Annotated in this window: 14 protein-coding genes; 8 read left to right on the top strand and 6 right to left on the bottom strand. The window is 64.0% G+C overall.

The window, feature by feature from the left end:
* The first annotated feature begins 294 nt into the window (after window positions 1-294).
* Both D779_RS10855 and D779_RS10850 read left to right on the top strand, forming a co-directional pair.
* The gene (locus tag D779_RS10855) at window positions 295-759 is read left to right on the top strand and encodes a (2Fe-2S)-binding protein (protein WP_043753654.1); all 465 of its coding nucleotides are present in this window, start codon (window positions 295-297) and stop codon (window positions 757-759) included.
* Complete coding sequence (locus tag D779_RS10850) at window positions 752-2,908, top strand: xanthine dehydrogenase family protein molybdopterin-binding subunit (protein WP_043753651.1); 2,157 nt, start codon at window positions 752-754, stop codon at window positions 2,906-2,908. Before D779_RS10855 ends, D779_RS10850 begins: the two co-directional genes overlap by 8 nt.
* Before the next feature lie 159 nt (window positions 2,909-3,067).
* Here the strand turns inward: D779_RS10850 and D779_RS10845 are convergent, their stop codons facing one another.
* From D779_RS10845 to D779_RS10835, 3 genes are all read right to left on the bottom strand, one after another.
* Window positions 3,068-3,682, bottom strand: a complete 615-nt coding sequence (locus D779_RS10845; RefSeq protein WP_043753648.1) for a hypothetical protein — start codon at window positions 3,680-3,682, stop codon at window positions 3,068-3,070.
* Window positions 3,683-3,892: 210 nt separating this feature from the next.
* Window positions 3,893-4,321 (bottom strand): SufE family protein, encoded by a 429-nt coding sequence (locus D779_RS10840; RefSeq protein WP_043753645.1) that lies wholly within the window; start codon window positions 4,319-4,321, stop codon window positions 3,893-3,895.
* Between the two features lie 48 nt (window positions 4,322-4,369).
* Window positions 4,370-4,696 (bottom strand): HesB/IscA family protein, encoded by a 327-nt coding sequence (locus tag D779_RS10835; RefSeq protein WP_043753701.1) that lies wholly within the window; start codon window positions 4,694-4,696, stop codon window positions 4,370-4,372.
* 139 nt (window positions 4,697-4,835) lie between these two features.
* Here D779_RS10835 and D779_RS10830 point away from each other — a divergent pair, with 139 nt between their 5' ends.
* Entirely contained in the window at window positions 4,836-7,493 is a 2,658-nt protein-coding gene (locus D779_RS10830) for a hybrid sensor histidine kinase/response regulator (protein WP_043753643.1), read from the top strand.
* Between the two features lie 78 nt (window positions 7,494-7,571).
* On the opposite strand, the gene D779_RS10825 is transcribed toward D779_RS10830, so the two are convergent.
* A complete protein-coding gene (locus tag D779_RS10825) occupies window positions 7,572-8,234 on the bottom strand; it encodes an LON peptidase substrate-binding domain-containing protein (RefSeq protein WP_043753699.1) in 663 nt (220 codons plus the stop codon).
* 348 nt (window positions 8,235-8,582) lie between these two features.
* On the opposite strand from D779_RS10825, the gene egtB reads away from it, so the two are divergent.
* From egtB to D779_RS10800, 5 genes are all read left to right on the top strand, one after another.
* A complete protein-coding gene (egtB, locus tag D779_RS10820) occupies window positions 8,583-9,887 on the top strand; it encodes an ergothioneine biosynthesis protein EgtB (protein ID WP_043753640.1) in 1,305 nt (434 codons plus the stop codon).
* Entirely contained in the window at window positions 9,884-10,930 is a 1,047-nt protein-coding gene (gene egtD / locus D779_RS10815) for an L-histidine N(alpha)-methyltransferase (protein WP_081763458.1), read from the top strand. Before egtB ends, egtD begins: the two co-directional genes overlap by 4 nt.
* Before the next feature lie 108 nt (window positions 10,931-11,038).
* Window positions 11,039-13,831 (top strand): phosphoenolpyruvate carboxylase, encoded by a 2,793-nt coding sequence (gene ppc / locus D779_RS10810; protein WP_043753638.1) that lies wholly within the window; start codon window positions 11,039-11,041, stop codon window positions 13,829-13,831.
* Window positions 13,832-13,856: 25 nt separating this feature from the next.
* Window positions 13,857-14,738 carry an ABC transporter ATP-binding protein gene (locus tag D779_RS10805; RefSeq protein WP_043753636.1) on the top strand — a complete coding sequence of 294 codons (882 nt, stop codon included), beginning with the start codon at window positions 13,857-13,859 and terminating at the stop codon, window positions 14,736-14,738.
* Between the two features lie 33 nt (window positions 14,739-14,771).
* Window positions 14,772-15,800: an ABC transporter permease gene (locus D779_RS10800; protein ID WP_043753633.1), complete on the top strand. Its 1,029-nt coding sequence runs from the start codon at window positions 14,772-14,774 to the stop codon at window positions 15,798-15,800.
* Between the two features lie 20 nt (window positions 15,801-15,820).
* Here the strand turns inward: D779_RS10800 and D779_RS10795 are convergent, their stop codons facing one another.
* On the bottom strand, window positions 15,821-16,207 hold the full coding sequence (locus tag D779_RS10795) for a septal ring lytic transglycosylase RlpA family protein (protein WP_043753630.1): 387 nt from the start codon (window positions 16,205-16,207) through the stop codon (window positions 15,821-15,823).
* 250 nt (window positions 16,208-16,457) lie between these two features.
* Entirely contained in the window at window positions 16,458-19,097 is a 2,640-nt protein-coding gene (locus D779_RS10790; protein WP_043753626.1) for a glycosyltransferase, read from the bottom strand.
* Between the last annotated feature and the right edge of the window lie 42 nt (window positions 19,098-19,139).

Here is a 19,139-nt window from a genome sequence, read left to right as displayed (position 1 = left end):
CGGCGCGACCACTCCAGCACGCCGCTGAAGGCGACAGCCCACTCGAGATGACAGTCACGGCCTGCTGTCATGCCTTGCGGGTTCGCTGTGCTCCCAACCGAACCCGCCGACGACCGCATTGCCCCTCGCCCCCGCGATCCGGGCCGTTCGCCAAAGAGCGCCCCGCGGCATGCCGTAGCGCGGGAAACCCCGCGGAAGCCTCGACAGACGCGCCCTCGCGCCTTGCTTTCGCCGCAGCCTGAAATCTGCAATGCTAACGCGCCTTTCGTCCGACGATTCCTAATTGGGGATACGATGATCTCCGTGACACTGAATGGCGAGCCATTGGAACTCGACCTGGATCCAGACACACCTCTGCTGTGGGTCCTGCGCGACCACCTCGGGCTCACTGGAACCAAATACGGTTGCGGCGAAGGCCAATGCGGGGCCTGCATCGTCCAACTCGACGGCGAACCGGTCAACGCCTGTCAGACGCCGCTCTCGGCGGCGGCGAACCATTCCGTCAAGACGATCGAGGGACTGTCGCCCGACGGACGACATCCGCTGCAGCTTGCCTGGATCGTCGAAGAGGTCGCCCAATGCGGCTATTGCCAAAGCGGCCAGCTCATGACCGCCGACGCCCTGCTGGCCAAGTACCCACGCCCGACGGACGCCCAGATCGATGCGGCCATGTCGGAGGTTCTCTGCCGTTGCGGATCCTACAACCGCATCCGCCGAGCCATTCACCGAACCGCCAACCCCGAGTCCCAGAATGGCTAGCCCCCTTGCAGAGCTTCGCCTCAGCCGACGCGCCCTGCTGCGAATAGGAGCGGCCACTGGCGGCGGACTGGCACTCGGCATCTTGTTCCAGGCCCGGGCAGAACCGGAGTCCGACACTCAGGATTCGAGCCAGCATAACGGCATCCTGTCTCCCAACGCATGGATCCGCATCCATACCGATGGACGCATTCTGCTGGTCATCGCGCGCTCCGAGATGGGACAGGGAATCGCAACCGGCCTGGCGATGCTCATGGCGGAGGAACTGGAGGTCGGGCTCGATCAAATCCAGGTGGAGCAGGCACCGGTCGGCTCAGCCTACACCAATCACCTCTTGGGCGAGCAGGCGACCGGCGAAAGCACCTCGATCCGCGATGCCTGGCAGATCATGCGCGAGGCGGGGGCGGTCGCGCGTCAACTCCTGATCGCGGCCGCAGCCACCATCTGGTCCGTACCCGACAGCCGATGCTCGGCCCGCCGCGGGCGCGTCCATCTCGCCGAGGATCCGCGCAATCTGTCCTACGCCGAACTGGCCGAAACGGCCTCGCGGCTGCCTCTGCCACCCGCGCCCAAGCTCAAACCGAGCGACGCCTGGACCCTCATCGGCACACCGCAGCCACGGATCGACAGCCCGGACAAGGTGCTCGGAGCCGCCAGCTTCGGTCTCGACATCAAGCTGCCCGAAATGCTCTATGCGTCGATCGCGCGCTGCGAGGTCATCGGTGGACGCATCACGGGCTGGCGCTCCGAGGCCGCGCTCGAGATCCCCGGGGTGCTGGATGTCTTCGCCGTCCGCTATGGCATTGCAGTGATCGCCAAGACCAGTTGGGCCGCCTTGCGCGGACGCGATAAGCTCGAACTCAGCCTGCGGCCGTCCGCCAACCCGGCGGCGGACTCCAACCGCATCCGCGATCGACTGCAGGGCGCCCTCAAGGGCCGCGCCGCCGTCGCCCGCAAGGATGGAGACGTGAGCACGGCACTCAATGGCTCGCACGCCCAGATCGAGGCCGTCTACGAGGTGCCCTTTCAGGCCCATGCCTGCATGGAACCCATGAACTGCACGGCGGACGTCACGACCGAACGCTGCGACATCTACGTCCCAACCCAGGCGCAAGGGCGCACCCAGGCGACGGCCGAGCGGATCACAGGTCTGCCGAAGGACCGCATCGCGGTCCATACGACCTTTCTCGGCGGCGGCTTCGAGCGGCGCCGCGAGCAGGATTTCGTCGTCGATGCCGTCGAGCTGTCGCAGCTGCTCAAGCGGCCGGTGCAGGTCGTCTGGACCCGCGCGGACGACCTCCAGCACGATTTCTTCCGGCCCATGAGCCTGCATCGGCTGCGTGGCGGAATCGATGCCGAGGGTCGGTTGACGGCCTGGTTCCATCGCGTCGCCGGCCCCTCGGTTCTCGCGCGGATCGCACCGGACGAGATCCGTGACGGGATCGATCCCTGCATGATGGCCGGGGCCGCCGACCTCCCCTACAGGGTTCCTCATCAGCGTATCGAATATCGCCGCGCCGACACCCAGGTTCCGATCGGACTCTGGCCGGGCGGCGGCTACGACCACAATAGCTTCGCCGCCGAGTGTTTCATCGACGAGTTGGCACACCTGGCCGATCGGGATCCGTTGCAGCTACGGCGCAACCATCTCGCGGATCGGCCACGGCATCTAGCACTATTGAACGAGGCCGCTCGAGAGGCGGACTGGGACAAGCCGCCCGCCTCGGGTCGAGGCCGGGGTCTCGCGCTGGCCGAGGCGTTCGGCAGCCTGATCGTAGCCATCGCCGAGGTATCAGTGGAGAACGCCGACATCCACGTGCACCGAATCCTCTGCGCGGTCGATTGCGGACAGGCGATCAATCCCCAGTCCGTGCGGGCCCAGATCGAAAGCGGGGTGGCGTTCGGCCTGACGGCTGCCCTCAAGGGGAAGATCACCCTGACCAAGGGACGCGTCGACCAGAGGTGCCTGAGCGATTATACGCCCTTGAAAGCACACGAAATGCCGGAGGTCTCGGTCCATCTGGTCGCCAGCGACGCCGAGCCAGGTGGCGTCGGCGGGCTCGCCATACCCGTCATGGCCCCCGCTGTCGCCAATGCGCTTTTTGCATTGACGAAACAGCGGATTCGAACATTGCCGATCCGGCTGAGCTGAATCCTGGACCAAATCGATGACAGGCGCACCCGACCATGAGTCGGGCGCAACCGTCGTTCAGCGAAGAAACTCACCCGGAAACGAGCGAGAGATCATCTGGGGCTTGGGTCATGGAAGACACCCTCACCTATAGCGGCTCGTCCTGAATGCGAGATGTCGCTAATAGAGAATGTCGTTCGAATCCGGTATCTGGTCGATCAGACCCGGATTCTCCAAGATCATAGCGAAGGCCGCGTCCCAAACCTCGCGCTTGATGAAGATGCCACCGATCGTCGCCGGCCCCTGAGGAACCCCGACCGACCTCATGTCAAGCTCGCCCAGGTCCACATAGAGCCTGAAGCACATCTGGTTCTCATTCTGATACTCACAGCGGAAGGCACTGAGGAAAATGACCGCGTCCACCGGTACACCACCTATAGTGCACACGCCTGTCCCCTGCGAGATAAAGTAGTTGGCCAGCCCCTCGCCCGTGTAGCCGTTATCGTGGTTCGTGGAAGGCATGTCGGAATCCACCTTGACCGAACCAAGATCCTGATCGACCAAGGCCGACGAAACGAGATCGTAGATGGCATCCGCTTGGCTCAGGGTATAGGAACCGTCGACCGCCTTGAATCGGGCGATGATGCAGGCATGGGTGTCGCCCGATTCAACGAAGGTCGTCCCCACGTACCAGTCCTCGGCCTCCGCCATCAAAGGCGTCATCGCGAGCAGGATCGCGAGGCATTTCAGAAAGGTTTTCATGTTCGCCTCCTCGTCTACAACTGAAAGATGCACGAATCCTCTCCAACTAAGTATATTGGATTCACAGTGTGCAAACCTCGTCCAAGGAGGGTGCCAGTCGACGGATCCATGACCTGGATTAAATAAATCCAAAACTTTTCTTGCGTGCGGTGCAAAACCAGAAACGCATCTAGATTGAATCGCTTAGACGATCTCTGAAGCCGGGCACGGACGATCCACTGCCCCCACGGATCGGTCCCGGCCTCAGTGTTCCAAGGCCGTAGCCTGACGCTTCATCTTATCCACGATGGCATAGACGCCGACGTGTCTGTTCGGGCTGAGGTGCTCCTGCAGATGCAGTCCCTCGAACAGGGCGTCCACATCCAAATCCGCGATCTCGGCAGACGTCTTGCCCGAGAACAGCCCCACCAGCAGTGCCACGACCCCCTTGATGATGGCCGTATCGCAGTCGCCCTGATAGCGGACGAGCCCCGCTCGCGAGGGATCCGGATCCGGTCGGGCACAGACATGCACCAGACTCATGCACTCGATGACCCGGTTGGCATCGGTCTTATCCTCCGGGGCCATGGCCGGCAGTCGCTCGCCGAGTTCGACCAGATACTGATAGCGCTGATCCCAGTCCCCGAGAAGCTCGAAATTGTCGATGATCTCGCTGATTTCCGTGTTGAGCATGGCTACGCTTGCCACCTGTCTATGCTTGGCGCCGGATCCGGGATCCACTCAGACGCTGAACGACTCGCCGCAGCCACAAGGGTTCTTGGCGTTCGGATTGTTGAACTCGAATCCCTGATTGAGCAGGTTCGATCTCACGAAATCGATTTCCATGCCGTCGATGCGCTCCATGCTCTCGGTGTCGACGACCACCTTGACCCCATGACTCTCGAAGATCTGGTCGCAAGCCCCCAGATCGTCCGCATAGTCGACCTCGTAGCTGTAGCCGCTGCAACCGCTCTTCTTGGTTCCGACGCGCAGACCGACCCCATGGCCACGCTTGGCCAGCATGTTCGCAACGTGCCGGGCGGCCGCTTCAGTGAGAGTGACAGCCATGATGAGAATCCTCCCCATTGAGTGATGTCATTGGACACCGACTTAGACGCCCAAGGGGTCGATTTCAAGGTTGAAGCCTCCATGAGCCACGAGTATCGTCGCCGCACGTAAGGATCATACCCCGAATCATCGACCCCCCTTGCCCTCCGAACTCAGCGTTTCGCACCCGGCACAGTGTCGCTCGACCGCAACCGATGCCGACATCGCCATCGCTTTGTGCATCCTGGATGTCCAACTGCAGCCGAACTGGCATTATGCCGCGGACCATCGGGGAACGAACGATGCGAGCCATCTCCAGGTACCCGGCTGGGCCAAACGCCTGACGGCCTCCACGGAGTTCATTCTCGCCGCTCGGCGCGCATGGGACGAGGCGCGCGCGGAGCGGCTCGGGCTGACCCTGCCGGACCCGGTCGGGACGCGGCGATTCGATGTCACCCTGGCCCCGATAAGGGCCCCGGACGGATCGGTCCACGGAATCAACGTCTGCATTCTCGACGTCACACGATCCCTACTGACCCGGGAGGCCATGGCGGACACGGCCGACTGCTACCGTCTGGCCGCCGACTACACCTACGACTGGGAGTACTGGATCGCGCCGGGAGGGCGTCTGCGCTGGATGTCGCCGTCCAGCGCACGCGTCAGCGGATACGAGCCCTCCGCCTTCTTCATCGATCCCGATCTGCTGGAACGGATCGTCCACCCGGACGACCGCGCGGCGGTCATGGCGCACCTGCTCCGGCGCTGCAGCGAAGGTGAACCCGACACTCAGACCTTCCGCATCCTCAGAGCGGATGGCGAGATTCGCTGGATCGAGCAGATCTGCCAGGCCGTGTTCGAATCCAATGGCGATTTCGCCGGCAAGCGCGCCAGCAACCGCGACGTCACAGACCGCATGCAGGTCGAACAGGCCCTGCGCGAGAGCGAGAACCAGTTCCGTCTCATGTTCGAACTGGCGACCGTCGGCATGGCGCTCATCGACCCCCAGACGCGAAGCATCCTGAGCGCCAATCAGCGCCTCTGCCGGATCCTGGGTTACTCCGCGGACGAACTGCTGGGCAAGACCTTCTACGAGCTCACCCATGCTGAGGATCGCGAGCAGGACCTGTTGAGCTTCAGGCGCGCGATGCAGCCCGAACAGGCCGACTATTTCACCGAGAAACGCTATGTCCGCAAGGACGGCCGAATCGTCTGGGGCCTGGTCAATGCCACCTTCATTCGCGACGAAACGGGTTACCCGCTGAAGGCGGTCGCGGCCATCATCGACATCACCGCCCGACGCCAGGCCGAGGCCCGCGCGCGCGAGCTGGCCACCGTCGTCGAATGCTCCTCCGATTTCATCGGCATCGCCGACCTCGACGAGCGCGGCATCTATCTCAACCCAGCCGGCAAGGCATTGGTCGGACTGGACAGTGACGAGGCGGTTCTGGCGGCCCGTATCGAGGATTTCATTCATCCCGAAGACCTGCCATTCGCCAGGCAAGAGGTGCTTCCGATCATCGCCCGCGAGGGCCGCTGGTCCGGTGAGATCCGCTTCCGCCATTTCCGGACCGGGGAGGCGATCGACGTCTACTGGGACGCCCTGCGGATCGACGACCCCGAGACCGGCCGCCCCCTGCAATTCGCCACCGTCACGCGCGACATCCGCAAGGAAAAGGCCGCCGAGCTGGCGATGCGGCAGGCCGACCAGCGCAAGGACGAATTCCTCGCCATGCTGGGCCACGAGCTGCGCAATCCCATGGCACCCATCCGCAACGCGGTCGAGATCATCCGCCGGGTCGGTATCGGCGACGATCCGCGCATCCACTGGGCCGTGGAGGTGCTCGACCGGCAGACGGCCCACATGGGGCGGCTACTGGACGACCTGCTCGATGTCTCGCGCATCGTCAAAGGCCGGCTGGAACTGGAGCTGCGCCCGGTCTCTGTCAGCGACATGGTTCAACAGGTCGCCGACGGCGTGCAGTCCCTGATGGACGAGCGGCATCACCATTTCACCTGGACCCTTCCCGGTCCGGATGTACTGGTCGAAGGCGATTCGGTCCGGCTGTCACAGATTCTGCTCAATCTGCTGGTCAACGCGGCGAAATACACGCCCGCGGGCGGTCGGGTGCGCGTCGAGACCGAGACGACCAGCGATCGAATCCTGATCCGGGTGATCGACACCGGACAGGGCATGAGCCGGAAGCAGATCGATTCGCTCTTCACGCTCTTCGCGCCGGGCGTGAGACCTGCGGACACCCAGAGCGGAGGACTGGGTCTCGGACTCGCCATCGCCAGACGCCTCACCGAAATGCATGGCGGACACCTCCAGGCCATCAGCGCCGGCGTGGATCGCGGCACCGAAATGCGACTCCAGCTGCCGCGAATCCAGACGCCTCAGCCCCACGAAGAGACGGCGACCGAGACCGACCGTCCCATCCCGGCATCCGCACCCGACCTCAAGCGCATCCTGGTGGTGGACGACAACGCGGACGTCGCGGGCGCACTGGCGATGCTGCTCGAGCTTCTAGGCTATAGCGTCGAAACGGCCCATTCGGGTGCCGCTGGAATCGCCGCCGCTCGGCGCTTCCGTCCCCGAATCGCCTTTCTCGATATCGGCATTCCGGATATGGACGGCCTGGAGATGGCCCAGCGACTCAGGGCCGACTTCCCGGATCCCAAGCAGCTGATGCTGGTGGCGCTCACCGGACTCGGCCACGAACAGGCCAGGGAACGCATCGCCGCCGCCGGTTTCGATCGGCACCTGGTCAAGCCGGCGGAACAGAGGGTCCTGATGGAACTCCTGGAACAGGTGGACTGACGGCGGATCCAGGCCGACGCGAACCTCTCGAAGCATGGCTACTCGACTGGATGGGGCCGCAACTGCCGGACAAGGCGGTCAGTGGCGGTGCTCGGCGACGCGCATGCTGGACGCGGACGCCATATCCAGCAATCCCCTCATCAACGCGGCACGCTCCAAGGTCGACAGGGTCTCGATGAGCGCCTGCTTGTCTTCCGGACTCAGGGGAAGATGGGCGCACAGGAGATTGATCAGCTCGCTGTCGCTCATCTTCTCCAGATCCTCCCAGGGGATCTCGACGCCCCGCAGGGTGCAATAGCTCCTCAATGAGGACAGAAAACCCGAGCGGTCCGGGATCTTCTGCGTCTCGCTGTGATAATCGGCGGCGAATCGTTCCCAGTCCACGGATGCGCGCCTGTATCCCTTGCGCCCCTCGATCTCGGCACGCACCTGAAAGCGGCAGACCCCGGTGAGCACCAGGACGATGCGTCCGTCCGACGTCTCGCTGTAGGAGGTGATTCGACCGGCACAGCCGACGCGATGGATCTCGGGGGTCTCTTCCGCCATGGTTTCGCTCGTCGGCTGAACCATTCCGATGAGATGATCCGAGGCCAGAGCGTCCCCGACCATGTTCAGATACCTGGGCTCGAAGATATTGAGCGGAAGCTGAACGCCCGGCATGACCACGGCCCCGGCGAGCGGAAAGACGGCGAGGTCGGATGGCAGATCGGTGAATTTCGGAAAAAACGGATTTCGGGTCATGATGTGCTCCAGAGGACGAATCCGGACTCCGATCCGTCGCATTTGGCTCCTGTCGAAGAAGGATCCGTGACTCGCCTAACTTGGGGTATTCGCGTCCGTTACCCAACCCGTCCCGAGGCTCGGATCCGAAAAGGCATCCCAACACCCATCCTAATCCATAGCAGCTCTAAAGAGAGGGTCCATCCCCTGCTCCGGCCTCTCGGCCCTTTTCTCCCCTCAGCGCCGCCCATCCAACGCCCCGACCCGCGGCACCCGACCGCTGTCGATCGAGGCGCGAGGATACAGGGTGGAAATCCTCGGCCACGACCGCATTCTGTCCTCCATGCACCGGAACACGAGGAGGACGACATGCAGGATACATCGCCGCCGACGGACCAGATGGAAACGGATCGGATCCGGATCTCGCGCGACTTCGAGCGCGTGCGCCATTTCAGCGAGCAGCTCTGCGAACCGCTGATCACCGAGGACTATGGACTCCAGACGGCACCCGAGGCCAGCCCGCCCAAATGGCACCTGGCCCATGTGACCTGGTTCTACGAGACCTTCCTGCTGCGCCCCTTTCTGCCGGGCTATCAGGTCTTCCATCCGCGCTTCGAATATCTGTTCAACAGCTACTACGAGCAGACCGGAACCGGTTTCTGGCCCCGGCCGGAGCGTGGACTCCTGTCGCGTCCGAGCGTGGCCGAGGTCTACGACTACCGCCACCATGTCGACGCGGCCATGGAGCGGCTGATCGCGGACGGCCCCGAATCCGACTGGCCACGCATCTGGCCGAGACTGCGGATCGGCCTGAATCACGAGCAGCAGCATCAGGAGCTCCTCGTCACCGACATCAAGCACCACCTCGCCCACAACCCGCTGCGCCCGGCCTACCGGCCGGACCTGCCGTCGGCAGCGATCGCCGATCCGGCGCCGCTGGGCTGGACCCGATTCGATGCCGGTCTCATGGAACTCGGGGCTGGCCCGGAAGGCTTCGCCTACGACAACGAGCGCCCGCGCCATCGCGTCTTCGTCGAACCCTTCGCACTCGCCGACCGGCTGATCACCAATGGGGAATTCCTCGAATTCATCGCCGACGGGGGTTACCGGAACCCGGCCTTCTGGCTCTCGGACGGATGGGCGACCGTGAAACGCGAGGGCTGGACCCACCCGCTCTATTGGGAAGGCCAGGGAACGCCGAACCCGAGCGACTGGCAGATCATGACCCTGGCCGGAATGCGCCCGCTGAACCCGGCCGAACCCGTCTGTCATGTCAGCTATTACGAGGCGGACGCCTTCGCCACCTGGGCCGGCAAGCGCCTGCCCACCGAAGCGGAATGGGAGCGGGCCGCCGCGGATCGGCCGATCAGGGGCAATTTCGTCGACGACGCCTGGCTGCATCCGCGCCCGGCCGAGAATGGCGAGGGACTGCGCCAGCTCTTCGGCGATCTCTGGGAATGGACCGGCTCCGCCTATCTGGCCTATCCCGGATACCGCGCCCCGGCCGGCGCGCTCGGCGAGTACAACGGCAAGTTCATGTGCAACCAGATGGTTCTGCGCGGCGGATCCTGCGCCACCTCGCGCAATCATGTCCGGCTCAGCTACCGCAACTTCTTCTACCCGCACGAACGCTGGCAATTCAAGGGGTTCAGACTCGCGGAGAGCATCCAATGAGCGCAGCTGCCGCAACCAGACTTCAGCATGATCAGAACCGAGCGGACCGCTGGGAAGGCAACCTGGATGCAGACCATCCCTCGGACCCATCGGAGCGAATCCGCTTCTACGACTATCATCCGGCCCCTGCAGACGTGCGTGCCGAGGTACTGGAGGGGCTGTCCAGACCCCAGAAGCGTCTGCCGCCCAAGCTCTTCTACGACCGGCGCGGATCGCAACTCTTCGACGCCATCACCGAACTGCCCGAGTACTACCCGACCCGCACCGAGATCGGCATCCTGAGCGAGCGCGGCGCGGAGATCGCCGAACTGCTCGGCCGCCACAAGGTGCTGATCGAGCTCGGCAGCGGCAGCAGCCTCAAGATCCAGACCCTGCTGGCCGCGCTGCAGCCCCAGGTTTACGTGCCGGTCGACATCTCGCGGGAACATCTGCTCGCATCGGCCCAGACGCTGGCGGCACGCTTCACCTGGCTCCATATCCGGGCCGCCTGTGCGGACTATTCGGCACCCTTCACGCTGCCGCTCGAGTCCCATTGGTCCAATCTCACCGCCTTCTTTCCCGGCTCCAGCATCGGCAACTTCGATCCCCAGGACGCCCTCCGCTTCCTCCAGCGCGTCGCCCAAATGCTCGGTCAGGGTGGCCGGCTCCTGATCGGAGTGGATCTGCGCAAGCAGCCTGAGCTGCTCCATGCCGCCTACAACGACGCCCAAGGCGTCACGGCGGACTTCAATCTCAACCTGCTCGTCCGCATCAATCGCGAGCTCGATGCCGATTTCGACCTGGATGCCTTCGAGCATCGGGCCTTCTTCAATGCGGACAAGAGCCGCGTCGAGATGCACCTGATCAGCCTCCGCGATCAAAAGGTTCATGTCGGAGGACAGGGCTTCAGCTTCGCGCGGGGCGAGAGCATCCATACCGAGTGCTCCTACAAATACGGCATCCAAGACTTCCATGCGCTCGCCGCCGATGCCGGATTCCGGCCCGAACGCGTCTGGACGGATAGCGACCAGCGCTTCAGCGTTCATGCGCTGCGCGTGATCTAGGCCGACTGGCCGCTGGCATCAGCGTTTTTGTCCCCTGGCTCGGGTCAAGGTAGTATCCGAGGCTCACCGGCCCCATTCCGAGGCCGTCGGCATCGAGTATCGACCCCGATGAACGAGATTTCCCAGGAACAGACGCTCGAACGCGATGTTCAGTTGTTTACCGCCCTATTGGGCGAGGTTCTGCGCGAACACAGCCGCAAACGCGTGCTGGTGATCGTGGAACGGCTGCGCGACGGCTTCATGCAGCTGCGCGAGCAGGAAGATCCGGAATTGCGCGACCGACTCATGAAGCGCATCGAGGGATTGGATCCCCAAACGCTGTCCGAGGTCATCCGCGCCTTCAACATCTACTTCGGCCTGGTCAACACGGCCGAGGAGCTGAATGCCCACCTGGCGCGGATGGACCTCATATCCGCGGGCGAGCGCCTCTGGATCGGCTCCTTCGACGATACGGTGCGTGGCTTCCAGGAGGACGGGGTCAGTCCGGAGAATTTCCAGAGCCTATTGGAGCATCTGGTCTATCTCCCCGTCTTCACCGCGCACCCGACCGAATCCAAGCGCCGCACCATCGCCGATACCTTCCGCCGCATCTTCCTCATCGCCCAGGATCTGCACCGCCGTCGGCTCAACGAGGAGGAGCTCGAGGAGAAGCTGCAGGAGATCCTGACCCAGATCCAGATCCTCTGGAAGACCGACGAGGTGCGCGTCCACAAGCCCCAGGTGACCGACGAGATCCGCCAGGGGCTGCACTATTTCCGCGAATCGCTGTTCGAAGCGGTCCCATCGGTCTACCGCTTCCTCGACAAGGCGGTCCGGCGCGTCTATGGCCCCAATTGCGGGATCAAGGTCCCCAGTTTCATCCGCTTCGGCTCCTGGATCGGGGGGGACCGCGACGGCAACCCCTTCGTCAAGCCCGAGACCACCGAACTGGCCGTGCGCATGCATGCCGAGCTGATCCTGGAAGAATATCTCGACCGCATCCGCCGGCTGCGCCGGATGCTCAGCCATTCCAGCGCACTCTGTCAGCCCTCCCCCGATTTCCTCGACAGCCTCGACGCGGACGAGGACTACTGGATCGAGACCATGGGGCAGAGCCAGCGTCTCTTTCTCTACGAGCCCTATCGGCGCAAGCTCGCCATGATGAGCCATCGCCTCCAGGCCAACCTGGACCGGATCCGCGCCCGCATGGAGGGCCGCGATCACGACGGCCTGCCCGAGGGCTACGGCAGGGACCGCGATTTCCTGGCCGACCTCTATCTGATCCGCGACTCGCTGATCCATCACGGCGACGCGAGCGCCGCGAACGGCCCGCTGCAGGATCTGATCCGCCTAGCCGAGTCCTTCGGCTTCCATCTGGTCCATCTGGACATCCGCCAGGAGTCGACCCGCCACACCCAGGCGGTGACCGAGCTCTTCGCCCGCCAGCCGGGCTCGCCCTACTATCAGGCCTTCAACGAGGAACAGCGTCTCATGGCGCTGGCCGAGGCCATCGCCCATCCGCACCCCTTCGTCATCGACAAGGCGACCCTGACCGCAGAGACCCGCGAGACATTGGAGGTCTTCGAGGTCATGGCGCGGATGCGCGCCGAGATCGGCGACCGGGTCTTCGGCCAGTACGTCATCTCCATGACCCACGCGGCCAGCCACGTCATGGAGGCGATGTTGCTGGCGCGCCTGGCCGGACTGCTCGGCAAGGACCGTCAGGGATGGTTCTGCAGCCTGCAGATCTCGCCCCTGTTCGAGACCATCGAGGATCTGAGCCACATCGACCAGGTCATGCGCACCCTGTTCGACGACCCGACCTACCAGGCGCTGCTCAAGGCCTCCGGCAACCAGCAGGAGGTGATGCTGGGCTATTCGGACTCCTGCAAGGACGGCGGCATCCTCTCGGCCAGCTGGAACCTCTACGAGGCCCAGAAGAAGGTGATCGCGCTCGCCGACGACCGGGGCGTGGCCTGCCGGCTCTTCCACGGCCGCGGCGGCACCGTCGGGCGCGGCGGCGGGCCGACCCACGAGGCGATCCTGTCCCAGCCGGTCGACACGGTACACGGCCAGATCAAGTTCACCGAGCAGGGCGAGGTGCTCTCCTATCGCTACGCCAATCCGGAGACCGCCCGCTACGAGCTGACCATGGGCATCAGCGGTCTGATCAAGGCCAGCCGCTGTCTCATCGAGCCGCCGGACGAGGAACGCAACGACTATCTCGGCATCATGGACGAGCTGGCCCGCTACGGCGAGGAGGCCTATCGCGGACTGGTGAAGGACACCGAGGGCTTCCTCGACTATTTCTACGAATGCACCCCACTCGACGGCATCGGACTGCTCAACATCGGATCGCGTCCCTCGCACCGCAAGAAGGCCGACCGCTCGCTCGGGTCCATCCGCGCCATTCCCTGGGTCTTCGGCTGGGGCCAGTCGCGCCATACCATCCCAGCCTGGTTCAGCATCGGCCAGGCCATTGAGCGCTATCGCGCCAACGACCTGGAGCGCCTGGCCAAGCTACAGCGGATGTACGAGGAGTGGCCCTATTTCCGTGCCCTCCTGTCCAACACCCAGATGTCCCTCTTCAAGGCCGAGATGCGGATCGCGCGTCAGTACGCCCAGCTCGCCGAAGACCAGGAACAGGCCGCGCGGATCTTCGATGCGATCGAGGAGGAGCACAGACGCACCGTGACGCAGGTATTGAACGTGGCGGGACTGCGCGTCCTCATGGAGGAGACCCCGGATCTCCATCGCTCGCTGGCACGCCGCAACATCTATCTGGATCCGCTGAACCACATCCAGGTCGCCCTGCTGGGACGCTATCGCACCGAAGAGGACGAGGAACAACGGGAGGAGTGGCTGGATCCACTGCTGCGCTCCATCAACGCCATCGCCGCCGGAATGCGGAACACCGGATAACGAAGATGCCACGAGCGATCGACCAATGAGCGCACTCATCGAGTCCAGGGATCTGGTCCGGCTCTACCCGGGCGTGCGCGCCGTCGACGGAATCAGCCTCGGGGTCGAGCCGGGTCAGTGCTATGGCCTGCTCGGCCCCAACGGCGCCGGCAAGACGACCACGCTGGAGATGCTCGAGGGCATCCAGAGACCGACCTCGGGTCAGATCCTCTTCAAGGGCCGCCCATTGGATCGAGAGTATCGCCAGTCGATCGGTATCCAGTTCCAGGCCACCGCGCTGCAGGATTTCCAGACCGTCGGCGAATCGCTGCGGATGTTCGCCAGTCTCTATCAGCGCCGGGCGGATCGCGACGAGCTGATCCGTCTCTGCAACCTCTCGGAACTCCTGGACCGAGACACCCGCAGGCTCTCCGGCGGACAGCGCCAGCGCCTGCTGCTGGCCATCGCGCTCGTCAACTCGCCCGAGCTGGTCTTTCTCGACGAGCCGACCACGGGACTCGATCCCCAGGCTCGGCGCAACTTCTGGGGGCTGATCGAGCGGGTGCAGCGGCGCGGCACCACCATCATCCTGACGACGCACTACATGGAGGAGGCGGAAAGGCTGTGCGACCGGGTGGCCATCGTCGACCGGGGGCGCATCGTCGCCGAGGGACGCCCGGCCGATCTGATCCGGGCACATTTCCCCTCGCGCGTGATCCGACTGCCGGATTCGGCCTGGCCCGAAGGCGCCATACTGCCACCCGAAGCGGTCATAGAGGACGGGGAGATCGAACTCTATGCCGAAGAGGTCGCCTCCACGCTCGCCGAGCTGGAGCGGCTGGGAGCGGATCTCGGCGACCTGAGACTGGAAGCGCCCAATCTCGAGGATCTATTCCTCAAGCTCACCGGTCACGCCTTGCGTGCCTGAGCCGACCCCCCAAGACACCCAGGAGCATCGGGAATGTGGTGGCAACGAACGCGCGCGATCCTGATCGCCCGCAACCGCGAGTTCTATCGCGACCGCGCCGGTCTGGCCTGGAATATCATGATGCCCATCATCATGATCCTGACCTTCGCCTTTCTCTTTCCGAGCGAGCGCGACAAGAACCTGTTCGAGGTCGGAATCGTCGCGCCGGACGGCGAGATCGCCAGCGCCTCCTCGCCCTTCCTGGAACTGGAGCACATCCGCTGGATTCCCTATGCGAGCCCGGAGCCGGCGATCGCCAAGGTCGGGCGCCATCAGCTGGATCTGCTGCTCGACCTGCGCGGCGCGCCCTCCTATTGGGTGAACGAGGGTTCGGCCCGAGGCTATCTCGCCGAGCGCCTGCTCCGGACGGCCTACGCTCCAGAGGCGGAAAACGTGCCACGGCGGCGCGCATTGAGCGGCGAGCCATTGCGCTACGTCGACTGGGTCCTGCCCGGGATCCTGGCGATGAATCTCATGTTCTCCAGCCTCTGGGGGGTGGGCTGGGTCGTGGTGCGCTATCGCAAGAACGGCGTGCTGCGTCGCCTGAAGGCGACGCCCCTGAGCCCATTGGAGTTCCTCACCGCGCAGGTGATCTCGCGGCTCCTGGTGGTCCTGGCAGCCAGCCTCATCGTCTATCTGGTGGCCGTCCTGGTCCTGCATCCCCCGATGCGCGGCTCCTATCCGGCCCTGTTTCTGATCTATACCGCCGGCGGGCTCTGCCTCATCAGCATGGGGCTCATCGTCTCCTCGCGACTGCGCAACGAGGAGGTGGCGGACGGCTTTCTCAACCTGTTGTCCTGGCCAATGATGCTGCTGTCGGGGGTCTGGTTCTCGATGGAGGGGACCAGCGCGATCGCTCAGGATCTTTCGCGACTGATCCCCCTGACGCATCTGGTTGAGGGTGCCAGGACCGTCATGATCGACGGCGGCGGCATTCTGGACGTCCTGCCACAGATCGGATGGCTGCTGGGACTCTCGGCGGTCTTTCTCGGAATCGCCACGCGTCTCTTCCGCTGGGAATAGATCCGGGCGATCTCGGAGGCTCAGGAGCCTGGAAGCTTCACGACCTTGAGTTCGACCTTGGCGACACCCTTCTTGATGATTCCAAGCTCGCGGGCCGCCTTTCGCGAAAGGTCGATGATACGGCCTTTGACGAAGGGCCCCCGGTCGTTGACCTTGACGAGGATGCTGCGTCCGGTTCTGGTATCCGTGACGCGAACCTTGGTCCCCAGGGGCAGGGTCTTGTGGGCGGCGCTCAAACGGTTCTTGTTGTAGACCTGTCCGCTCGCGGTCCGGCGGCCGTGCAGACTGTCGTGGTAATAGGAAGCGATCCCCTTCTGGACCTGACCGACATTGGTCCGGGCCATCGCGTCGCCACCCATCGGCAGGAACAGGATCAGCAGCGCGGCTGCAGCAAGGGTTTTCATCATTGGCGCAAATCTCATGTCTAGGAACGACCACGCCCAATGAAGACAAGGCGTGTATGACAATCACGAATTTCCGCCAGTCTAAGTGAAAACCCTATTCGGGTAAACCCTTAATGCTATGTAATTGTTTCAGCCTCCCTCCAACAAGTCATGATCCGCACGTCCATTCTCAATGACCCCATCCGGTCGACGATAAGACGAAGCACGCGCGCCTTCCGGGAATTTCAGGATGCGCCAAGACCAGCGCATGGCCTCAGGATCCATGGGCCACGGGCCGCTCGCGCTCTTTCATGTCGTCGCAATCCATATGGGCCATCGGCCCCACCAGATCGGCCGACAGATTCTTCGAGGCGCTGATGATCGCGACCAAGACCGAGGCCAGGTAGGGGATGGATTGCACCATCAATACGGCGGCCCAGATCCGCACGTCCAGCATGAAGGCATCGTCGCGCAGCATCACCAGGGCCGCCGCGAGCCAGAAGGCGAACCCGAACAGGGCCTCTTCGCGCGTCTCGGCCAGCGCACGCATCACGGCGGACGCCTCCGCCCTCTTGGGCGTGCGGAAGAAGCCCAGCTTGCCGGTGACCAGGCCGCCGAACATGGCCCGCGAAATGGTGTGGGACAGCGCCAGGCCGGCCAGACCCGCCGCGAAGCTCTGACGCAGCGTGGCCGTCACGCGCCGACGATAGAGGAAGAAGCTCTTGGTCATCTTGAAGACGAAGAGCACCAGGGGCACCAGTGCGACCGTCATATAGGGCGGCGTCACCGTCTGCGGGAACATGACCATGGCCACCGACCAGGCCAGTGCGGCGAAGTTGAACAGCAGGTTGAACCCGTCGGCGAACCAGGGTAGCCAGCCGGCGACGAAATGATACCTCTGCCCGGCCGAGAGCGCGCTCTTGCGCACACCCAGCAGCTCGCGCCAATGGTGGAGCAGGATGCGCACCGCGCCGTAGGCCCAGCGGTAGCGCTGCTTGCGGAAATCGGCGAAGGTGTCCGGCATGAGGCCGCGGCCATAGGTGCAGGGGATGTAGAAGGCCTTGTAGCCTGCCTCGAACAGACGTAGACCGAGTTCGGCGTCCTCGGTGATGCACCATTCGGCCCAGCCATCGACATCGTCCAGGGTATTGCGCCGGATCATGGTCATGGTGCCATGCTGGATGATGGCGTTGCGCTCGTTGCGCGTAACCATCCCGAGATGGAAGAAGCCGCGGTACTCGGCCATGCACATCGCCTTGAAGGCATTCTCGTCGGCATCCCGATAGTCCTGCGGCGCCTGAGCGATCGCGACCTCCGGATCGGCGAAAGCCGGAACCAGATGACGCAGCCATTGCGGCTTGACGATGTAGTCGGCGTCGATGACGGCGACCACTTCGGCCGCCGGATCGGTCTGGCGCAGAGCGTAATTGAGCGCCCCCGCCTTGTAGCCGGCCAGCGGGTCCACGTGAAAGAAGCGGAAGCGCGGCCCCAGCTCGCGGCAGTAGGCCTCGACCGGCTGCCAGACGTCCGGATCCTTGGTGTTGTTGTCGATCACCAGGACCTCGAAACGGGGATAGTCGAGCGCCGCGAGACCATCGAGCGTCTCCTTGAGCAGATCGGGCGGCTCGTTGTAGGCCGGCACGTGCACCGAGACGAAGGGCAGCTCGGCATCGGGCACCGAGCGCAGCGGGAACGGACGCCGCCATCGGTGCAGCCAAAGTGACTCGGCCCATTCGTGCGCCTCGGCCATCAGCAGCACGATGACGCCGACACCACCGATCATCAGCAGCAGACCGACGATCGCGGTCGCCGGGGTCATGTACTGACGCGTGTAGTCGTAGACGATCCAGACGGCCGCGGTGGAGATGGCGTAGGTGATGAGCGCCAGAAAGCCCTTGCCGCGCTTGGACAGGGTCGCGCTGTCGCGATAGAGGAAGGCCAGCAGCAGAACGCCCATGACGACCGACAGTGCCGCCAGCTCGCGCCAGTGCGGAATACGGACGACGGGCTCGCTGAAGGCGAACTTGGGCTCGCGATTGGCGTCGTAGACGCCCCAATAGGTCCCTGTCGCCCCCTCGGTCCTGGCCTTCCAAGGCTGGTCGAATGCCTCCATCACGTAATAGATGATGTGCTCCGACTCCGCCTTGGCCAGGAAGCGGCGCAGGAAACGCGTCTGATTGTTCGGCGATGCCTCGGCGCCGCGGTTGCGCCGGCCGTTGCTGGGCCAGCCGACCTCGCCGATGATGATGGGCTTGCCCGGATAGGCCTCCTTGACCTCCTCGTAGCGGTTGATCGCATAGTCCACCGCCTGGTCGAACGGCACGCCCTCCCAGTAGGGCAGCAGGTGGACGGTGATGAAGTCCACATGCTCGACCAGTTCCGGATATTTGAGCCAAATGTGCCAGGGCTCGGCGGTGCTCACCGGGATCCAGGTGAATTTGCGCACCCGGTCCAGATACTGGATCAGCTCCGCCACCTCGACGTCCTCGCGCAGGAGGGCCTCGTTGCCCACCATCACGCGGACCACGTTGCGGTTTCCCTCGGCGAGCACATCGGCGAGCCGTTTGATCTCGGCCTCGTTGAAGTCCTTGTCGTCTCCGATCCAGGCACCGAGCGTCACGTTCAGATCGTGGGCGGCGGCCAGGCGCGGCACCGCGGCCAGGGTGCTCTCGACCGTATAGGTCCGCACGGCATGGGCATCGCCCTGCAGCAGCGCCAGATCGGCATCGATGTCCAGCAGCGAGGGGAACATCTTGCGGCTCGGATCGTCGTCGGCGCGCATCGGCGAGAAGGAGAACCCCTGGATCCGGCTCGGCCAGGGCGGCTCCTCGGCGGGCTGGTTCAGCAGCCACCAGGCCGAGACGGTCAAGAGTGCGATCAGAATCGGGATGACGAAATTGATGGAGCGATTCATGGCTGGGATCTGAATGGATGGCTGATTCGAGCGACGCGACCG

The organism is Imhoffiella purpurea (genome assembly GCF_000585215.1).
GTDB classification, from domain to species: domain Bacteria; phylum Pseudomonadota; class Gammaproteobacteria; order Chromatiales; family Chromatiaceae; genus Imhoffiella; species Imhoffiella purpurea.
This window is presented reverse-complemented; position numbering and strand designations above follow the sequence as displayed.

What these genes read in the sequence shown, in the direction of transcription:
- D779_RS10855 (WP_043753654.1), top strand. Translation starts at nt 295, where the DNA reads ATGATCTCCGTGACACTGAATGGCGAGCCATTGGAACTCGACCTGGAT.
- D779_RS10850 (WP_043753651.1), top strand. Translation starts at nt 752, where the DNA reads ATGGCTAGCCCCCTTGCAGAGCTTCGCCTCAGCCGACGCGCCCTGCTG.
- D779_RS10840 (WP_043753645.1), bottom strand. Translation starts at nt 4,321, where the DNA reads ATGCTCAACACGGAAATCAGCGAGATCATCGACAATTTCGAGCTTCTC.
- D779_RS10835 (WP_043753701.1), bottom strand. Translation starts at nt 4,696, where the DNA reads ATGGCTGTCACTCTCACTGAAGCGGCCGCCCGGCACGTTGCGAACATG.
- D779_RS10825 (WP_043753699.1), bottom strand. Translation starts at nt 8,234, where the DNA reads ATGACCCGAAATCCGTTTTTTCCGAAATTCACCGATCTGCCATCCGAC.
- egtB (WP_043753640.1), top strand. Translation starts at nt 8,583, where the DNA reads ATGCAGGATACATCGCCGCCGACGGACCAGATGGAAACGGATCGGATC.
- egtD (WP_081763458.1), top strand. Translation starts at nt 9,884, where the DNA reads ATGAGCGCAGCTGCCGCAACCAGACTTCAGCATGATCAGAACCGAGCG.
- ppc (WP_043753638.1), top strand. Translation starts at nt 11,039, where the DNA reads ATGAACGAGATTTCCCAGGAACAGACGCTCGAACGCGATGTTCAGTTG.
- D779_RS10805 (WP_043753636.1), top strand. Translation starts at nt 13,857, where the DNA reads ATGAGCGCACTCATCGAGTCCAGGGATCTGGTCCGGCTCTACCCGGGC.
- D779_RS10800 (WP_043753633.1), top strand. Translation starts at nt 14,772, where the DNA reads ATGTGGTGGCAACGAACGCGCGCGATCCTGATCGCCCGCAACCGCGAG.
- D779_RS10795 (WP_043753630.1), bottom strand. Translation starts at nt 16,207, where the DNA reads ATGATGAAAACCCTTGCTGCAGCCGCGCTGCTGATCCTGTTCCTGCCG.
- D779_RS10790 (WP_043753626.1), bottom strand. Translation starts at nt 19,097, where the DNA reads ATGAATCGCTCCATCAATTTCGTCATCCCGATTCTGATCGCACTCTTG.